This is a genomic window from Actinopolymorpha sp. B9G3 (genome assembly GCF_040120725.1).
Taxonomy (GTDB): Bacteria; Actinomycetota; Actinomycetes; order Propionibacteriales; family Actinopolymorphaceae; genus Thermasporomyces.
This window is the reverse complement of the sequence record NZ_JBEEAB010000006.1, coordinates 34,269-49,873: the sequence shown is the minus strand read 5'-3', so window position 1 is coordinate 49,873 and position 15,605 is coordinate 34,269. Positions and strand designations below refer to the sequence as shown.

Genomic DNA, 15,605 nt, shown 5'->3' with positions numbered 1-15,605 from the left:
GCCCCTCACCCAACAGCCACCTGGGTGAAGGTGCCCTCATCCAAGTCGAGCGGGTGCCTCAGATCGGCATCGCGACGAACGGGGAGGCGTACGCCACGACGCCGTCCAGCACTTCCGCCATCCGCGCATCGGTCCAGTTGCCACGGTCACGCTCGGCCTCGACCAGCAGCCGGAGCAGGCTCACCTCGCCGGCCGTGGCGATCCCGGTCACCTGCGGATGCTTGAGCACCCACGCGAGCGCCGCGCTGACCTTCTCCTGCTCGTCGAACGGTTCGTACCACGTGGTGTACCGGTGGTCCTCCTCGGTCCAGTTGCGACGCGAGATGGTCTTGATGATCATCAGGCCGGCGTCGACCCGCTGCGTCTCGGCGGCCAGCTCGTCCCATGCCGCGCGGTAGTCGTCGTCGCGGCCGAGTGCGTAGTTGAGCGGCGTCAGCACCGTTTCGAACGGGAACCGCTTCAGCGCCTCGCGATGCGTCGCCGGTGCGTCATGGCCGTGGCCGGTGATGCCGATGGCGCTCACCATGCCCTCGTCCCGCGCCCGGATCGCCGCTTCGAGGGCGCCGCCACTGCCGGTGGCCTTGTCGAGTTCGTCGAAATCGCCGACGGCGTGCAGCTGGATGAGGTCGAGCCGGTCGGTCTGCAGGCGTTCGAGGGAGTTGTTGATCGACACCCAGGCTGCCTCGCGTTCGCGTTCGCCCGTCTTGGTCGCCAGGAAGATCTGGTCCCTGATCCTCGGCATCCACGGCCCGAGGCGCAGCTCGGCCTCGCCGTAGCTCGCCGCCGTGTCGAAATGGTTGATGCCGGCGTCAAGGGCCTCCTGGATCGACTGGTCGGCCACCTCTTGGGTCACCTCGGCCAGCGCCGCCGCGCCGTAGATGAGGACGCTGCTCTGGTGCCCGAGTCGCCCGAGCCGTCGCGTTTCCATAAATGAACTCCGCTCGCGAGTTGTGCCGGGATCTACCGTTGTACGGCGTTCAGCTTATGGCGACCTGGCAACCCTCGGGGCCCGGACGCCAGGCCAATGGGAAACCGGTTCGCCACACCATGCGCCCTGGTGCTGCACCACGTCGCGGCGCGGTTCCATGATCATGAAGGAAAGCGGGCGTATACACCGACAGAATCTTCATGATCACGATCATGATCACCGGAAGGGGCGGGACGAGTCCGGTAGGCCCCGCAGGGCCGGTGGCGGCGGGTCGCTGAGGTACTCACTCGGGCGCGTGGCGGCGGCTCTGGATGATCCGGAACCGGCCCGCGACATAGGCGGCGTCGACGAAGGATGCGTTCGCCGCGGGATTCGCGCCCGTGCCGTGGAAGTCGCTGAACGCCGCCGACTGGTTGACGTACACCCCGTCGGTGAGGTTCTCCGACAGCGCCACCCCCACGTCGAGCGCCACCTCGCGGGCGGCCGCCAGCACCCGCTCCGACGTCGAGTAGACCGCCGCCGTCATCGCACCGCGCTCGTGGCCCAGCCGGCGGACGAGGGCGAGCGCCTCGTCGGTGTCCCGCGTACGCACGAGAAACGTCACCGGGCCGAAGCACTCCCGTCCGAAGACAGCCACCTCGTCGGCGTCGAGCGCGAGGATCGCGGGCGTGCGTACGACCGCATCGGTGTGCACCGGATGCCGCACGGCGCGCGACTCCAGGACCACCTCGCCGCCCAGTGCGGTCGACCCCTCGACCCGGTTGAGAACGGCGTCGTTGACGATCGCGCCGAGGAGTTCGACCGCTCGCCCCTCGTCGGAGAGCAGCTTGTCGACCGCCGCGGCAAGCCCCGCCCCCACCTCCCGGAACGACTTGTGCCCCTCGTCGGTGTCGATCCCGTCGGCGGGTACGAAGATGACCTGCGACGTCGTACACATCTGGCCCGAGTACAGCGCCAGCGTGAAGGCGAGATTGCCCACCAGCCCGCGGAACGCGTGCGTCGAGTCGATGACAACCGGGTTGACGCCCGACTTCTCGGTGTAGACCTGCGCCTGGGTGGCGTGGGACTCGAGCCATTCGCCGAACTCCGCCGACCCCGTGAAGTCGACGATCCTGACCGCGGGATGGGTGGCGAGGTCGCGGGCGATCCCGTCGCCGTCGGCTTCGGCGGCGAGCGTCACGAGCGCCGGATCGAACCCGCGCGCAGCGAGAACCTCCTGGCAGACCTGCACGGTGATCGCCAGCGGCAGCACGGCGCCCGGATGCGGCTTCACCACCACCGGATTGCCGGTGACGAGGGACGCAAAGAGCCCGGGGTAGGAGTTCCAGGTGGGGAACGTCGTACACCCGATCACGACGGCCACGCCCCTGGGCACGACCGTGAACGTCTTCTCGATGCGCAACGGCTCGCCTCTGCCCGGCCGCTCCCACAGGGCCGTCGCCGGGTGCCGGGTCATTTCCGCGTACGCATAGGCGACGGCCTCCAGCGCCCGGTCGAGCGCATGGGTCCCACCCGCCTGGAACGCCATGACGAACGCCTGGCCGGTCGTCGCCATCACCGCGTTGGCCAGCTCGAATACCCGCTTGTGCAGTGCGGCGAGGATCTCGAGGGCGACATCGACCCGCGTGTCGGGCCCGGCGTCGCGCCATTGCGGGATGCCTGCCTGGGCGGCGGTGAGGAGATCGTCGAGACCCGTCGTGGCGACCCGCGGATAGCGGACGTCGAGGCCGATCCCGAACGGTGAACGTTCGGTCGCGACGGTGCCGCTCGCGCCCGGTGCCGTCCGGAGTGGGAAGTCGGTTCCCTGCCAGGCCTCGAATGCGGCGAGCCCTGCTGGCGCGGCCTCCTCGCCGTAGACGCGCGGGCTCGGCGACTCCGGGAACGCCGAGAAGTGGCTACGGTCCCGGATCGCGTCGAGTGCCCGGTCGAGGGCGTCGCGGAGCGGCCGATCGTGGGCGAAACCACCGCTAGCGCCAGGTTGGGCAAGGGTCTTCGAGTCGCCGGGTTGGGCGCGGGTCGTCTGGCTCACGCCGCCAGCGTAGGCCGTCCCTGTGGCAGGCGGTCCGCGTTTTGCCGCGGCGATACCTACGCCGCGGCCTGCCCTCGTCCACCGTCGGGGTCGCGTCCAGGGCAAGAGCCGCCGCGTAGCGGGCGCCCGCGCGGTGGCGGACCGCGTGGCTACGCTCTACCGAGCAGGGGTTGCTCGCACGACAGCTGTCCTGTTCGTACGACCGGTACTCGCCGACCCCGAACGCCTCCGCCCGCTCGACCTGTCAGTCCTCGATGCCTGGTTCCGTCGTCCGGCTGGAACCAGTGATTCGGACGGGCGGCTCAGGGGGGTCAGGCGCCGGGCGGGCGGAACCAGCCGCGCGTGGTGAGCAGGTCCAGCACGCTCGTTGCGACGGCGTCGATCTCCGTCCCGGTCGTGTCGAGCACGAGGTCGGCGTCGGTCGGGGCTTCGTACGGATCCGAGATCCCGGTGAACTCCTTGATCAGCCCTGCGCGGGCCTGCGCGTAGAGGCCCTTGCGGTCGCGGCGTTCGCACTCCTCCAGGGGCGTGGCGACGTGTACCAGCACGAACCCGCCGCCGGCGTCGCCGACCGTCCGCCGGACCTCCGCCCTGGTCGCTGCGTACGGAGCGATGGGTGCGCAGATCGCGAGCCCGCCGTGCCGGGCCACCTCCGCGGCAACGAACCCGATCCGGGCGACGTTGGCTTCCCGGTCCGCCCGGGAGAATCCGAGCCCGGCCGACAGCATGCGGCGCACGACATCGCCGTCGAGCAGGGTGACGGTCCGGTCGCCGCGTTCGAGGATGAGGTCGCGGAGCCGGCGGGCGACCGTCGACTTGCCCGAACCGGAGAGCCCGGTGAAGAACACGACGAGCCCGCGTTCGTGGAGCGGCGGGTGCTCGGCGGCGATGATCGCCGCGATGCGGTCGGGATAGCCGTCCAGGGTGTACGCACCCTCACCCGGTGCCAGCACCCGCGGCTCGTCGAGAGCGAGGGCGACGGGTTCGCCGTAGGCGGCCGCCACGAGCCGGCGCCGCCGGGCGTCGTCGTCAGCGTCGTCGCTGCGGGCGAGCGGGACGGGCACGACGAGCACCCGCCCGGGCAGTAGCGCGGCGACGGCGGTGGTGGCGCGCACCAGTGCCGGCGGGGACAGGGACCGGGACGAGCCGTGGCCGACCAGCGGCAACAGGACGGTCGTGTCGTACGCCGTCACGGACTCGGCCAGTCGCGCGAGGTCGGCCGTGGACAGGGGCGCGTCGACCGGGAACGCCGCGGCCTTGCTCCCCGTCAGGACGTCGCGCAGGTCGTCTGGTGTGCGGTGCAGGTGGCGGAACACGCCGTCCTCGCGCGGGGCCAGCGGTGCGACGGACCCGGTGATGACCTGGCCACCCGCCGCCGTTTCCCGGCAGCTGGCGACCGTGAGCCGCGCGACCGGCGTGCCCTCCACATCGGTCAGGTCCACCAGACCGGAAGGCGGGACGGTGATGTCGTCGGGAACGGCTACAGAGACGTCTGGCAGTACGCCGTCGAGGGCGAGTGCGAGGTCGTCGTACTCCGCGGGCGAAGGCGCCCACTGCGGCACGTCGGTGTTGTCCATCGGGCGAGATCACGTCTCCAGGATCAGCGTGATGGGGCCGTCGTTGACCAGCGACACGTCCATGTGGGCCCCGAACCGACCGGTCTCGACGGACGCGCCCAGCTCACGCAGGGCGGAACAGAAGTGGTCGACCAACGGCTCGGCGACCTCGCCGGGCGCGGCGAGCGACCAGGACGGACGGCGGCCCTTGCGCGTGTCCGCGTACAGCGTGAACTGGCTCACCACCAGCAGCGGCGCCCCGATGTCGGCGCAGGACTGCTCACCGTCAAGGATCCGCAGTCCCCAGATCTTGGCGGCCAGCTTCTCGGCCTGGGCCGGCGTGTCCGCGTGGGTCGCACCCACGAGGACGAGCAGGCCGGGCTTGTCGATCGCGCCGACGATCTCACCGTCGACCGCGACGCTGGCGCGGGAGACCCGCTGTACGACCGCACGCATGCGCCCCATTCTTGCCCGGCCCACTTGTCACAGGTATCTGGCCCTCCCGGGGTCCCCGCGGTCTCGGGGTCCCCGCGAGGTCGTGGAGCTTGCGGAGCGATTTCGTGGGGTGGTGTGACGAGATCCCTCTGACACGTCGGCGGTGGCGACCGGCCCGCGAGGGCGCCGACTGCGAGGATGCGGACATGGCAAGCCCGAGCCCTACCCGCGAGACGTTGATCACGGTGGCGCCGACCGGTGCGGAGACCAGCAAGGACGCCTGCCCCGACCTGCCGACCACGCTGCCGGAGCTGGTCGAGACGGCCCAGCGCTGTGAATCCGCCGGGGCCGCCATGATCCACGTCCACGTCCGCGACGCGGACCACCGGTCCACGCTGGACCTCGGCCGGTTGCGCCGATGCGTCGCCGCGCTCCGGGCCGAGACCGATCTCGTCATCCAGCTCTCGACCGGCGGCGCCGTCACCGACTCCTACGCCGACCGGCTGCGCGTCCTCGACGCCGAACCCGACTCGTGCTCGCTCACGATGGGCACCGTCAACTTCGGCGACGACGTGTTCTCCAATCCGTGGCCGTTCGTCGTGGAGTTGTACGAACTGACGCAGGCCCGGGGCGTCGTGCCCGAGTTCGAACTGTTCGACCTGGGTCATGTGGCGGCGCTGCACCGGCTGCTCGACACGTGCGGCCCGCCGTTCGGCGGCAGGGTGCACTGCGACTTCGTGATGGGCGTGCCAGGCGGGATGCCGGGCGACGCGGCGACGCTGACAGCCGCCGTCCAGGCGCTACCTCACGCCGTCACCTCGTGGTCGGCCACCGGCATCGGTCGTACGACATTGCCGGTCGCGCTGGCCGCGCTCAGCTGCGGCGGACACCTGCGAGTCGGCATGGAGGACACGCTGAGCTTCGCGAAAGGGCGTCCGGTCCGCCACAACGCCGAACTGGTCGAGCGGGCCGCGACTCTTGCGATGGTTGCCCAACGCCCGCCGATGCCGCCAGGCGGAGCCCGGGAGCTGCTCGGCCTCGCGTCCGCGGAGGTTGGCCAGTAGGTTCGGCAGACGTGCCTGCGATGAGTGCGCCCCACGGGACCGAGCCAGCCGAGCCAGCCGACACCGGACCAGCCGACACCGGACCAGCCGACACCGGTCCGGTCGACACCGGACCAGCCGGGACCGGAGCCGGCGGTGCCTCTCCCGTCGTCGCCGAGGTTGTCCGCTCAGGATTCGTCGAGTGCCGGCACCGCGGGTCGGTTGTCGCCCTTGCCGCTGACGGTTCGGTGGAGTTCGCCGTCGGTGACGTGACCGGGCCGTGCTACCCGCGCTCGGCCAACAAGCCGATGCAGGCGACGGCCATGCTGCGCGCCGGGCTCGACCTCGACGGCGAACTGCTCGCGTTGGCGACCGCAAGCCACTCCGGCGAGGCGTTCCACGCCGACGGCGTACGAAGGATCCTGCGTGGCGTGGGTCTCACGGAGGCCGCCCTGCGGTGCCCGCCCAGCTGGCCGATCGACACCGAAGCTCTGCACGCCCGCATTGCCGGCGGCGAGCGACCCGACCGGGCCACGATGAACTGCTCCGGCAAGCACGCCGGCATGCTCGCCGCCTGCGTCAGCGCCGGATGGCCGGTGGAGACCTACCTCGATCCGGCCCATCCCCTCCAGGTCATGATCCGCGAGACGGTCGAGGACCTGGCGGCCGAGAAGGTCGCGCACACCGGTGTCGACGGGTGCGGTGCGCCGCTCTTCGCACTGAGTCTGACCGGACTGGCGAGGGCGTTCCGCACGATGGTGCTGGCGCCGCCCGACACACCGGAGGGCCGCGTTGTCGCCGCCGTCCGCGCGCACCCGAGGTGGACCAGCGGGACCGCCCGAGACGAGTCGGCGCTGATCGCCGCGGTTCCCGGGATCTTCGCCAAGAGCGGGGCGGAGGGGTGCTACGCGGCCGCACTGGACGACGGCCGCGCGGTGACCCTGAAGATCGACGACGGCAGCCAGCGGGCCCGCCCGGTGGTGATGGCGGCGGCCCTGCGCCGGCTTGGCGTCTCGGGTTCCGTCATCGACGAGCAGCTCACGGCCGAGGTCCGCGGCGGTGGTATGGCCGTCGGTGAGATCCGCAGTGTCGGCATCTGAACGCCGATGACCTGATCCGGAATCCGCCGACCAGGGTGGAGCCGCCAATTGTCAGACGTCCTCGCGGTTTCGCCAGGGGTCCTGGGCGGGGAAGTCGGGAGCAGGACAGCTGAGCCATTTACCCAAGAGCAGTTCCAGTGCAGAGGCAGAAGTTGCTGTCGGCTTGCGCTTGCTAACTTTTGCAAGCACAATGGCGGCATGAAGGTCCGGTCCATCAGCACGCTCGGTGACTATCTCCGGGAACAGCGCCGCAACGCGGAGCTCTCCCTGCGACAGCTCGCCGATCTCGCTGGCGTATCCAACCCGTATCTCAGCCAGATCGAGCGCGGGTTGCGAAGGCCCTCAGCCGAAGTTCTTCAGCAGCTCGCCAAGGCGCTGCGGGTTTCGGCGGAGGTGCTCTACGTGCGGGCAGGACTGCTCGATCCGGCCGAGGAGGAGGGCCTAGACGATCGTGCCGTCGAAACGGCCATCCGCTCGGACCCCTATCTCTCCGTACGCCAGAAGCGGGTACTGCTCGACATCTATTCGTCGTTTCGCCGCGAGGCCGACGAGGAAGAGATCAGTGAGCCGGAACGCGCGTGAGCACCACCCGGAACCGGGCCGTACGACACGCCCGACAGGAGGACTAATCCATGCCCCGTAACACCCGCAAGTCTTCGACCGAGCCCAACCCGCTCTACGCGATCGCCGGTGCCGGCGACCTCGCGGTGGAGAAGATCCGCGAGATCTCCAAGATCGCCACGGACAAGCTCGGCTCACTGGAGACCGCTGACCCCGCCGTCGTCTCCGACCGCGTCCAGGAGCGCATCGAAGAGCGCGCCGACGCTCTCGCCATGGTCCTGCGTACCGCCTCTGACGATCTCCGCATCCAGGCGAAGGACCTGACCGAGAAGGCCCAGTCGGCCGTGCAGATGGCGCTGATCCAGGCCGGCGACACCTACGAAACGCTCAGCGAGCGTGGCAAGGGTGCCGTGATCCGGATCCGCAGCGTGCAGAACGGCAGCTCGAACGGCCGCCAGATCGCCCGCACGGGTTCGTCGTCGCGTCCGTCGGCGTCGCGGTCGAAGTCGACCACGACGCGGAAGCGTTCGACGGCCAAGCGTTCGGCGAAGCCGCGGACCGCCGCGAGCAGCACCGCGAAGTCGACCGCCGCCAAGTCGACTGCTGCGAAGTCCACCGCGAAGTCGGGTACGCCGAGGAAGAACTCCTCCGCACCCGCCCGCAAGGCGACCAGCTGAGCAGCACATTGTCCCCCGGCTGCGACACCTCACGGGCATGCGGGCGGCGAGGCCGTGAGGCGGACCGAGGGTGACGGGTCGGTAGGACGGTGCCGGCCCGGCCCTGAGGTCATGGCTGTCTGACAGTCCGCAAACCGAGCGACTCAGGCCGCTCGGCGATCAAGGATCAGCACGGGTCGGGCCGTACGGACGGCACCTTCCGGGTCGTTTGCGGTTACCCTCGCTGTGTGCTGAGTCAACCGATGACCATCGTCTTCTACATCCAGGCCGCCCTCTGGATCGCTCTGCTCGTGCTGAAGGCATTCGCATTCGGCGATGTCGTCATGCGGCCGCAGGAGGCCTTCCCGGCCGTGGGCAAGCAGACCAAGACGCTCTGGTTGATCCTGGTCGGTCTCGCTCTGCTCATCCATCTCATCCCCATGTTCTGGAGCCCGCTCAGCCTGCTCAACATCGCCGGCACGGTCGCGGCCGCGGTCTACGTCGTCGGCGTACGACCGGCGGTCCGTGAGGCCGGCGGTCGGCGTGGCGGGCAGAGCGACGGCCCCTACGGTCCGTGGTGACGCTGAACGGACGCCGATAGACCGAAAGGTCCGTCTGGCGGCGGTCAGGTGCTGGACCCGGGCTTCGGGCCCGCGGGTTGGGTGGTCCGTCGTACGGGTAGCTGATCGCGTGCAGGTGTCGCGTGCGCGAGAGGTGACAGGTCATGGACCCGGGCAGCGACAGTTCGCCGCCGGACCGGCCTGACGGTCGGGCCGCTCTCCGCCGGCGGGTGGTCGCGTTCTCCTGGCTTCTGATCGGTCTGCTCGTCGCGTACGCCCTGATCATCGCGACGAGCGGCAGGCTGCTCGGGTCGGTGGCCCGCATCCTCGCCCTCGCCGTCGTACTCTTCGCCGCCCTGCGGGTCCGCCATGTGAGCCGTGGCCGTACCGACGCGGTCGGTGTGATCGCCGTCGCGGCGGTCGTGATGACGGCGACGGCGAGCGTGTTCGCCGGCGGTGAACTGCTGGCGGTACTCACGGCGGCCACGACGATCATCCTCGTGGCCGTGGCCGGCAGCCTGGTGATCCACTCCCTCATGGCCAACGCCCGGGTGGATCTCGCGACCGTACTGGGCGTCCTGTGCATCTATCTCCTGATCGCGCTGGTCTTCTCGTCCGCGCACGAGTTGGGCGGTGCGTTCCTGACCGGGTACTTCGAGGGGGCCCACCGTCCGCCGACCGCGGGCGACTGCCTGTACTACAGCGTCATCACGATCACCACGGTCGGTATCGGCGACATCAGCCCCGGCACGAACCTCGCGCGGATGGTGACCGTGCTGGAGGCACTGGTCGGCCAGCTCTACATCGTTTCGGTGGTCGCCGCCGTCGTGGGCCGGTGGCGTCGCGGCACTTCGAACGGGGGCGCATAATGAAAGCTCCGAGCAGGTCCCACCATGAGCGATCCCAGCCAACGTCCCGCCACGCCACGCCAGACCGGCATCGACCTGGACCAGCCCGAACGGCCCGAGGTCGACGCCGCCCGGCTGTGGGCGGGCGGGCTCGCCACGGCGCTGGTGGCGGCGCTGGTCGTGGTGGTCGGGGTCTTCGTCGTCCGCGCCTTCCTGAACGTCCCGATCCTGGCGCCCCGCACGGCGAGTGATTTCGGCGATTCGAGCACCTTCACCTATGCCATGACCGCGGCCGCGGCGGCACTGCTCGCGACCGGGCTGCTCCACGCACTGCTCCTGGCGACACCCCGGCCGACGGTGTTCTTCTCCTGGATCGTCGCCCTGGCGACGGTGGCGGCGGCCGTGGCCCCGTTCCTGCGGCCAGCGTCGCTGGAGAGCCGGCTCGTGACCGGTGTCATCAACCTGATCGTGGGCGTGGCCATCATGTCCCTCCTCGCGAGCGTGGGCCGGTCCGCCGTGCGTACTCCGCAGCGCATGCCGCAGCAGCGGTGAGGCTGCGGGCGGCAACCGGTTGCCCACTGACCGGTCCGGATTGACCGGTACGGACGGCCGGGGAATGCCGTACGACCGCCCGAGGTTGTCATCTCCTGGTCGGCGGTCCGGCCGCGCAGACCCGCATGAACGGCGCTGATGAGTTCGTACGCTCATGAGGAGGTTGGTCGGGGTGCACCGGATTTCGTTGCCTGGCGAGCGCAGGCGGTTGCCGCGACGGGTGGCCATGCTGAGTGTCCACACCTCTCCGCTGGACCAGCCCGGCACCGGCGACGCGGGTGGCATGAACGTCTACGTCGTCGAGCTTGCCCGTCGCCTGGCGGCCCTGGGCATCGAGGTGGAGATCTTCACCCGCGCGACGTCCAGTGACCTCCCGCCCGTGGTCGAGGCGGACGACGGCGTACGGGTGAGACACGTGGTGGCCGGGCCGTTCGAGGGGCTGTCGAAGGACGAGCTCCCGGCACAGTTGTGCGCCTTCGCCCGCGGTGTCCTTCAGACGGAGGCCGGTCACGACTTCGGGTGGTACGACCTGGTGCACTCCCACTACTGGCTGTCCGGCCAGGTGGGTGCTCTCGCCAAGGAACGCTGGGGTGTGCCGCTGGTGCACTCCATGCACACGATGGCGAAGGTCAAGAACTCCCTGCTCGCCGACGGTGACACCCCGGAACCGCGCGCGCGGATCATCGGTGAGGAGCAGGTCGTCGACGCGGCGGATTGGCTGGTCGCCAACACCGACGAGGAGGCGCGGGCGCTGACCGGCCTGTACGACGCCGACCCGCGCACGGTCGTGACGGTGAACCCGGGGGTGGACCTTGACGTGTTCCGGCCCGGCGACCGTGCCCTTGCGCGGCGGGAGCTCGGGCTGCCTGACGACGCGGTGGTGTTGGCATTCGTGGGGCGGATCCAGCCGCTGAAGGCACCCGATGTCCTCGTGCGTGCGGCGGCCCGGCTGCTCGACGCCCGACCCGAGCTCCGTGATCGCCTTGTCGTGGCCGTGGTGGGCGGGCCGAGCGGATCGGGTACGGCGAAGCCCGACGCGTTGATCCGGTTGGCTCGCGCGCTCGGCATCGCCGATGTCGTCCGGTTCGTCCCGCCGGTGCGGCAGGGCGAGCTCGCGCGGTGGTACCAGGCCGCCACGGTGGTGGCCGTTCCTTCGTACAACGAGTCGTTCGGGCTCGTTGCTCTGGAGGCCCAGGCGTGTGGCACACCTGTCGTCGCGGCGGCCACGGGCGGTCTGCTGACGGCGGTGTGCGATGGCGAGTCGGGTGTGCTGGTCGACGGGCACGATCCGGACGAGTGGGCGCGCGTCCTCGGCGAGTTGGTCGCCGACCAGGAACGGACCGCCCGCCTCGGCGAGGGAGGCGTCGCGCACGCGCAGGGCTTCGGCTGGCCGGTAACCGCCGCGCGGACCCTCGACGTCTACACCGCGGCGATCGCCGCACCCGAGGACTCGATCTCGCTCGTCGGCCGCTGAGCGGGCACCCGGCCAAGGCGACCGACCCGCCCCATCAGGCCAGGTGTGGCGACAACCCCGAGCGTGGCGCTGTCGCTCTGCCCGGGTCCCGCGCCGGCTACGGTGGCGGGGTGTCTGAGCACGATCCTTCCCACGAGCCCGATGACGGTGGCGCTGGGCCGGCTGATGTCGTACGACGGGCGCTTCGCGACCTCGAGCTCGGGTGGGAGGAACCTGCACCGGGCGCGTTCGTCGTGACGCTTCCCGGTGAACGCAAGCTCCAGACGACCTGCGTCCTCGACGTCGGACGGCAGGCACTGAGTGTGCACGCTTTCGTCGTACGCCGGCCGGACGAGAACCATGAAGCGGTCTACCGTTACCTGCTCGAACGCAACCTGCGGCTCTACGGCGTGGCCTTCGCCGTCGACCATCTGGGCGACATCCACCTGACCGGCAAGCTGGCCTTGACAGCGGTGACGCCGGAGGAGATCGACCGCGTGCTCGGATGTGTGCTCGATGCCGCCGACTCGTCGTTCAACCACCTGCTGGAGCTGGGTTTCGCGTCGGCGATCCGGCGGGAGTGGGCATGGCGGACCGAACGCGGCGAGTCGACGGCGAACCTCGAGGCGTTCCGCCGGCTGCAGCCCGAAGACTCCAGCCCGTAGGTACGCGGGGGCCGCGGAGAGCCGGCGTGTGGCTGGCGGCCAGGTTGGCGGTCGGACTTGGCGGTCGGCTTGGCGGTCGGGTCATGATCAACTCGAATGCGGTGAGTGGCAAGATGGCGCGGTGGCAAATCCCCGGCGTACGCAGTGGAAGAGCAACCGAGGCGACGGACCCGAGCTCCTCCCGGCGGTTCCTGGTGGTCTGGGCCTGGATGCCGGTGCCCCCGACCTGGGGACTCTGGGCGGACTGCGGCACCTTCTCGCCGAGGCGGGGGCTCCTGCCGAGGTGGTGCGGTCGTTCGACGGCGTGACCGATCCGGGGCAGATCCTGCACCGGTTGGGCGACGCGGGGGTGCTGCCGACGCCCGAGCAGTCTCTGGCGACCGTCCTCGAAGGGTGGCGGCCACTGCTCGGCAGGGACAGCACGGCACTGGAGGCCGAGCTGTGCGGCCTGGAGTTCCTCGCCATCGTGCGGAGTGCGGCGGTGGATCCGGCCGAGGTTCCGCTCGTGCTCGAGCAGCTGGTCTCGCAGGCGGAACGGCAGGGTAGTCCTGAGGCGCTGGCGATTCTGCGCGTGCTCGCTGTCGTGGGGCCACCACAGGTGCGAGCCGCCGCCACCGCCGGTGCCGGGCGGCTGGTCGGCGCCGGCCTCGAGGACTGTCCTTGGGTCGACCTGCTCGGCGCACCGGAGGTCGGCCCGTCGTTCGGCTACGCGGACGGCGGCCGCGAGACGCTCCTGCTGACCTTCAGCTACCGCCGTGACCAGCACGCGGTGGTGGTCCTGCTCGACCACGACCTCGGCGGCGGCGTCAAGGACTGCTGGGTGACCGACCAGGTGGCCGGGCTCCGGGACGAGTACGCGAAGGCCGCGGCGCAGGACGGGCTCGCCCTCACCGACCACTCGCCCGCCCAGGCCCGGGCCATCGTCGACCGTGCGCTCGGGCAACCGCCCTGCCCCGCGGATCCCGAGCAGGTCGAGGACGTCGACACCTATCTCGACCTCCTCCGGCTGCGGGTCGCCCTGCTGCCCTAGAACGACCACTCCCGGGCCGCACGTTGGATCGGGGCCGCCCGGCGGCCGGTGGGTCTGTTTCCTGATGGTTAGTCCTGCGTACTGGCGGAGCGGTCGTCGTCGTTGAGGGTCGCGATCGTGCCCTGGGCGAGGGCGCATTCGGTCGGGATGCCGGAACCGTCCACGACATGGAGCGAACATCCCACCACGGCGAGCCGGCGTCCCGCGTTGACCACCCACGCCTCGGCGACGAGCTGTTCCCCGCGCGCCGGACGGATGTAGTTGATCTTGTACTCCGCGGTCGTCACGGCCGGACCCAGCACGGACCCACCCGCGAAGGTCAGGGCGTTGTCGGCGAGGTAGCTCACTACACCACCGTGGGCGTGGCCGAACTGCTGCAGCAGCCGCGGACCGAGCGGGAGCGACAGCCGGGCCCGGCCGGGCGCGAACACCTCCAGACGCGCCTCCATCAGGACGCTGAACGGCTGCGCCCCGAGCACCTCCCGGCCCAAGGCCAGCATCGCTTCGGGATCGTCCGGGAACGCGGAGTTCGTCATGGGTCCAGTCAAGCCTTCCGGGGGTCGGGCGTCCACGGGACCGTCGGTAGAGTCGCGGCATGAGTGCAGCGCCGTACCGTCTGATTCTGCTCCGCCACGGCGAGAGCGAGTGGAACGCCAAGAACCTCTTCACCGGCTGGGTCGACATCGGCCTGTCAGCAACGGGCGAGGCGGAGGCCCGCCGCGGCGGCGAGCTGCTGCGTGAGCGCGGGACCCGGCCCGACGTGGTCCACACCTCGGTGCTTCGCCGGGCCATCCGGACGGCCGAGATCGCGCTGGCCGAATGCGACCGCGACTGGCTGCCCGTCCGCCGGAGCTGGCGGCTCAACGAGCGGCACTACGGCGCGCTGCAGGGCAAGGACAAGAAGCAGACTCTGGAGGAGTTCGGCGAAGAGCAGTTCATGACCTGGCGACGTTCGTACGACACGCCGCCCCCGCCGCTCCCCGACGACGCGGAGTTCTCCCAGGTGGGTGATCCGCGCTACGCCGATCTCCCGCCGGAGCTGATGCCGCGCACGGAGTGCCTGGCCGATGTGGTCGTCCGGATGCTGCCGTACTGGTACGACGCGATCGTCCCTGACCTGCGGGCCGGTCGGGTGGTCCTGGTGGCGGCGCACGGCAACTCGCTGCGTGCACTGGTCAAGCACCTCGACGGGATGAGCGAAGACGCCGTGGTCGGTCTCAACATCCCGACCGGGATCCCGCTGGTCTACGACCTCGACGAGTCGATGCGGCCCTTGGCGACCGGTGGCGAGTACCTCGATCCCGACGCCGCCGCAGCGGCGATCGAGGCGGTCAAGAACCAGGGCCGCAGGTAACCGTCGCCGTCCCTTCGAAGCCGCGCTCGCCCTTGGACGCCGGGACCCGGTCCCGCGCCGTAAATGACCACGCTGAGCAGGTCTCTGGTAGCAGGGACGGGTGCCGATGCCTCGCGCTCGACCACAGACATGGGCAGCGTGGTCATTCGCCGGCCCCCGAGGGCGCGCCTTCCCGGGTGAGGAATCTCAGAATCTTCGCAAGTCTCCGCAACCGGTGATCGAGGTGAGACGTTGTCGGTCATGAGGGCCGGGGAGGGGCGGGCCTCCGGACCGGCCGCAAGGTCGCGTCTGGCGGCCTGAACCCCTTCGAGGTTTACAACGTCCATCATGTGAAAGCCGGTCGCGATCACCGATGGGCGCGGTTAACCTCGATGCGTACGGACGATGCAGTCCACTTCGGCTTTCCGCCAGCTAGGTCTTGTTCGAAACCACCAGCAGCATGAGGTGCGTGCGCGCCATGTCAGCGTCACTCCGGACGCTTCGTAGGATTCCCGTCGGTCGACCCGCAGTCCATCACTACCCGCGCATTCCCGCGTACTTCTTCCCGTCGCGCCTGTGACAGGAGGTGCCTGGCGCGCGCATCCATTGAGTGGGTGTGGCGAGGTCAGGTCAGGAGCGGGGCTCGGCGGCACGTCCGCCTGACGGCACTCGTCCTTCCATCGGTTCTCAAAAGACCCGGCGATCGTTCCTAGCTTCGGCGAACTGATCGGTCCGGCCGGTTCACCATGCCAGGCGCCACGTTGTCCGAGTTCTCTCGTCCTTGGGCGAGATACCTCTGGCCATGTGGCCGGGCCGGTGGGCCGCGTCCGGAGACGTGGTGGAGAACACCTGGCGG

The 15,605-nt window shown here is 70.2% G+C and carries 16 protein-coding genes; 11 read left to right on the top strand and 5 right to left on the bottom strand.

Features of this window, described 5'->3' with window-relative positions; genetic code table 11:
- Positions 1-58: 58 nt before the first annotated feature.
- The 4 genes from ABNF93_RS12685 to dtd form a co-directional block, all read right to left on the bottom strand.
- Positions 59-928, bottom strand: coding sequence for an aldo/keto reductase (locus ABNF93_RS12685; protein ID WP_349328172.1), 870 nt, complete (start codon positions 926-928; stop codon positions 59-61).
- A 283-nt stretch (positions 929-1,211) separates the two neighbouring features.
- Positions 1,212-2,957 (bottom strand): phenylacetic acid degradation protein PaaN, encoded by a 1,746-nt coding sequence (paaN, locus tag ABNF93_RS12680; protein ID WP_349328171.1) that lies wholly within the window; start codon positions 2,955-2,957, stop codon positions 1,212-1,214.
- A 311-nt stretch (positions 2,958-3,268) separates the two neighbouring features.
- Positions 3,269-4,534, bottom strand: coding sequence for an adenylyl-sulfate kinase (cysC, locus tag ABNF93_RS12675; protein ID WP_349328170.1), 1,266 nt, complete (start codon positions 4,532-4,534; stop codon positions 3,269-3,271).
- 9 nt (positions 4,535-4,543) lie between these two features.
- Positions 4,544-4,969, bottom strand: coding sequence for a D-aminoacyl-tRNA deacylase (dtd, locus tag ABNF93_RS12670; RefSeq protein ID WP_349328169.1), 426 nt, complete (start codon positions 4,967-4,969; stop codon positions 4,544-4,546).
- 185 nt (positions 4,970-5,154) lie between these two features.
- On the opposite strand from dtd, the gene ABNF93_RS12665 reads away from it, so the two are divergent.
- The 10 genes from ABNF93_RS12665 to ABNF93_RS12620 all read left to right on the top strand — a co-directional run bounded on the left by ABNF93_RS12665 (position 5,155) and on the right by ABNF93_RS12620 (position 13,416).
- Positions 5,155-6,012: a beta-keto acid cleavage family enzyme gene (locus tag ABNF93_RS12665; RefSeq protein WP_349328168.1), complete on the top strand. Its 858-nt coding sequence runs from the start codon at positions 5,155-5,157 to the stop codon at positions 6,010-6,012.
- Between the two features lie 20 nt (positions 6,013-6,032).
- Entirely contained in the window at positions 6,033-7,091 is a 1,059-nt protein-coding gene (locus ABNF93_RS12660) for an asparaginase (RefSeq protein ID WP_349328167.1), read from the top strand.
- 198 nt (positions 7,092-7,289) lie between these two features.
- Entirely contained in the window at positions 7,290-7,673 is a 384-nt protein-coding gene (locus ABNF93_RS12655) for a helix-turn-helix domain-containing protein (RefSeq protein ID WP_349328166.1), read from the top strand.
- Between the two features lie 50 nt (positions 7,674-7,723).
- The gene (locus ABNF93_RS12650; protein WP_349328165.1) at positions 7,724-8,329 is read left to right on the top strand and encodes a hypothetical protein; all 606 of its coding nucleotides are present in this window, start codon (positions 7,724-7,726) and stop codon (positions 8,327-8,329) included.
- A gap of 227 nt (positions 8,330-8,556) precedes the next feature.
- Positions 8,557-8,889: a DUF2516 family protein gene (locus ABNF93_RS12645; RefSeq protein ID WP_349328164.1), complete on the top strand. Its 333-nt coding sequence runs from the start codon at positions 8,557-8,559 to the stop codon at positions 8,887-8,889.
- A 143-nt stretch (positions 8,890-9,032) separates the two neighbouring features.
- Positions 9,033-9,737, top strand: coding sequence for a potassium channel family protein (locus tag ABNF93_RS12640; RefSeq protein ID WP_349328163.1), 705 nt, complete (start codon positions 9,033-9,035; stop codon positions 9,735-9,737).
- Positions 9,738-9,761: 24 nt separating this feature from the next.
- A complete protein-coding gene (locus ABNF93_RS12635) occupies positions 9,762-10,268 on the top strand; it encodes a DUF6069 family protein (protein ID WP_349328162.1) in 507 nt (168 codons plus the stop codon).
- Positions 10,269-10,422: 154 nt separating this feature from the next.
- The gene (gene mshA / locus ABNF93_RS12630; RefSeq protein WP_349328161.1) at positions 10,423-11,742 is read left to right on the top strand and encodes a D-inositol-3-phosphate glycosyltransferase; all 1,320 of its coding nucleotides are present in this window, start codon (positions 10,423-10,425) and stop codon (positions 11,740-11,742) included.
- A 110-nt stretch (positions 11,743-11,852) separates the two neighbouring features.
- Positions 11,853-12,386, top strand: a complete 534-nt coding sequence (locus ABNF93_RS12625) for a type III secretion system chaperone family protein (RefSeq protein ID WP_349328160.1) — start codon at positions 11,853-11,855, stop codon at positions 12,384-12,386.
- Positions 12,387-12,507: 121 nt separating this feature from the next.
- Positions 12,508-13,416 (top strand): hypothetical protein, encoded by a 909-nt coding sequence (locus tag ABNF93_RS12620; protein ID WP_349328159.1) that lies wholly within the window; start codon positions 12,508-12,510, stop codon positions 13,414-13,416.
- A gap of 68 nt (positions 13,417-13,484) precedes the next feature.
- On the opposite strand, the gene ABNF93_RS12615 is transcribed toward ABNF93_RS12620, so the two are convergent.
- Positions 13,485-13,952, bottom strand: coding sequence for a PaaI family thioesterase (locus ABNF93_RS12615; RefSeq protein ID WP_349328158.1), 468 nt, complete (start codon positions 13,950-13,952; stop codon positions 13,485-13,487).
- 59 nt (positions 13,953-14,011) lie between these two features.
- Between ABNF93_RS12615 and ABNF93_RS12610 the strand changes: the two genes are divergently transcribed.
- Positions 14,012-14,770, top strand: coding sequence for a phosphoglyceromutase (locus tag ABNF93_RS12610; protein WP_349328157.1), 759 nt, complete (start codon positions 14,012-14,014; stop codon positions 14,768-14,770).
- Positions 14,771-15,605: the final 835 nt, after the last annotated feature.

Coding starts and splice junctions, on each gene's coding strand:
- ABNF93_RS12640 (WP_349328163.1), top strand. CDS start 9,033: ATGGACCCGGGCAGCGACAGTTCGCCGCCGGACCGGCCTGACGGTCGG.
- mshA (WP_349328161.1), top strand. CDS start 10,423: ATGAGGAGGTTGGTCGGGGTGCACCGGATTTCGTTGCCTGGCGAGCGC.
- ABNF93_RS12665 (WP_349328168.1), top strand. CDS start 5,155: ATGGCAAGCCCGAGCCCTACCCGCGAGACGTTGATCACGGTGGCGCCG.
- ABNF93_RS12685 (WP_349328172.1), bottom strand. CDS start 928: ATGGAAACGCGACGGCTCGGGCGACTCGGGCACCAGAGCAGCGTCCTC.
- ABNF93_RS12650 (WP_349328165.1), top strand. CDS start 7,724: ATGCCCCGTAACACCCGCAAGTCTTCGACCGAGCCCAACCCGCTCTAC.
- cysC (WP_349328170.1), bottom strand. CDS start 4,534: ATGGACAACACCGACGTGCCGCAGTGGGCGCCTTCGCCCGCGGAGTAC.
- ABNF93_RS12610 (WP_349328157.1), top strand. CDS start 14,012: ATGAGTGCAGCGCCGTACCGTCTGATTCTGCTCCGCCACGGCGAGAGC.
- ABNF93_RS12615 (WP_349328158.1), bottom strand. CDS start 13,952: ATGACGAACTCCGCGTTCCCGGACGATCCCGAAGCGATGCTGGCCTTG.
- ABNF93_RS12660 (WP_349328167.1), top strand. CDS start 6,033: ATGAGTGCGCCCCACGGGACCGAGCCAGCCGAGCCAGCCGACACCGGA.
- dtd (WP_349328169.1), bottom strand. CDS start 4,969: ATGCGTGCGGTCGTACAGCGGGTCTCCCGCGCCAGCGTCGCGGTCGAC.
- ABNF93_RS12655 (WP_349328166.1), top strand. CDS start 7,290: ATGAAGGTCCGGTCCATCAGCACGCTCGGTGACTATCTCCGGGAACAG.
- ABNF93_RS12635 (WP_349328162.1), top strand. CDS start 9,762: ATGAGCGATCCCAGCCAACGTCCCGCCACGCCACGCCAGACCGGCATC.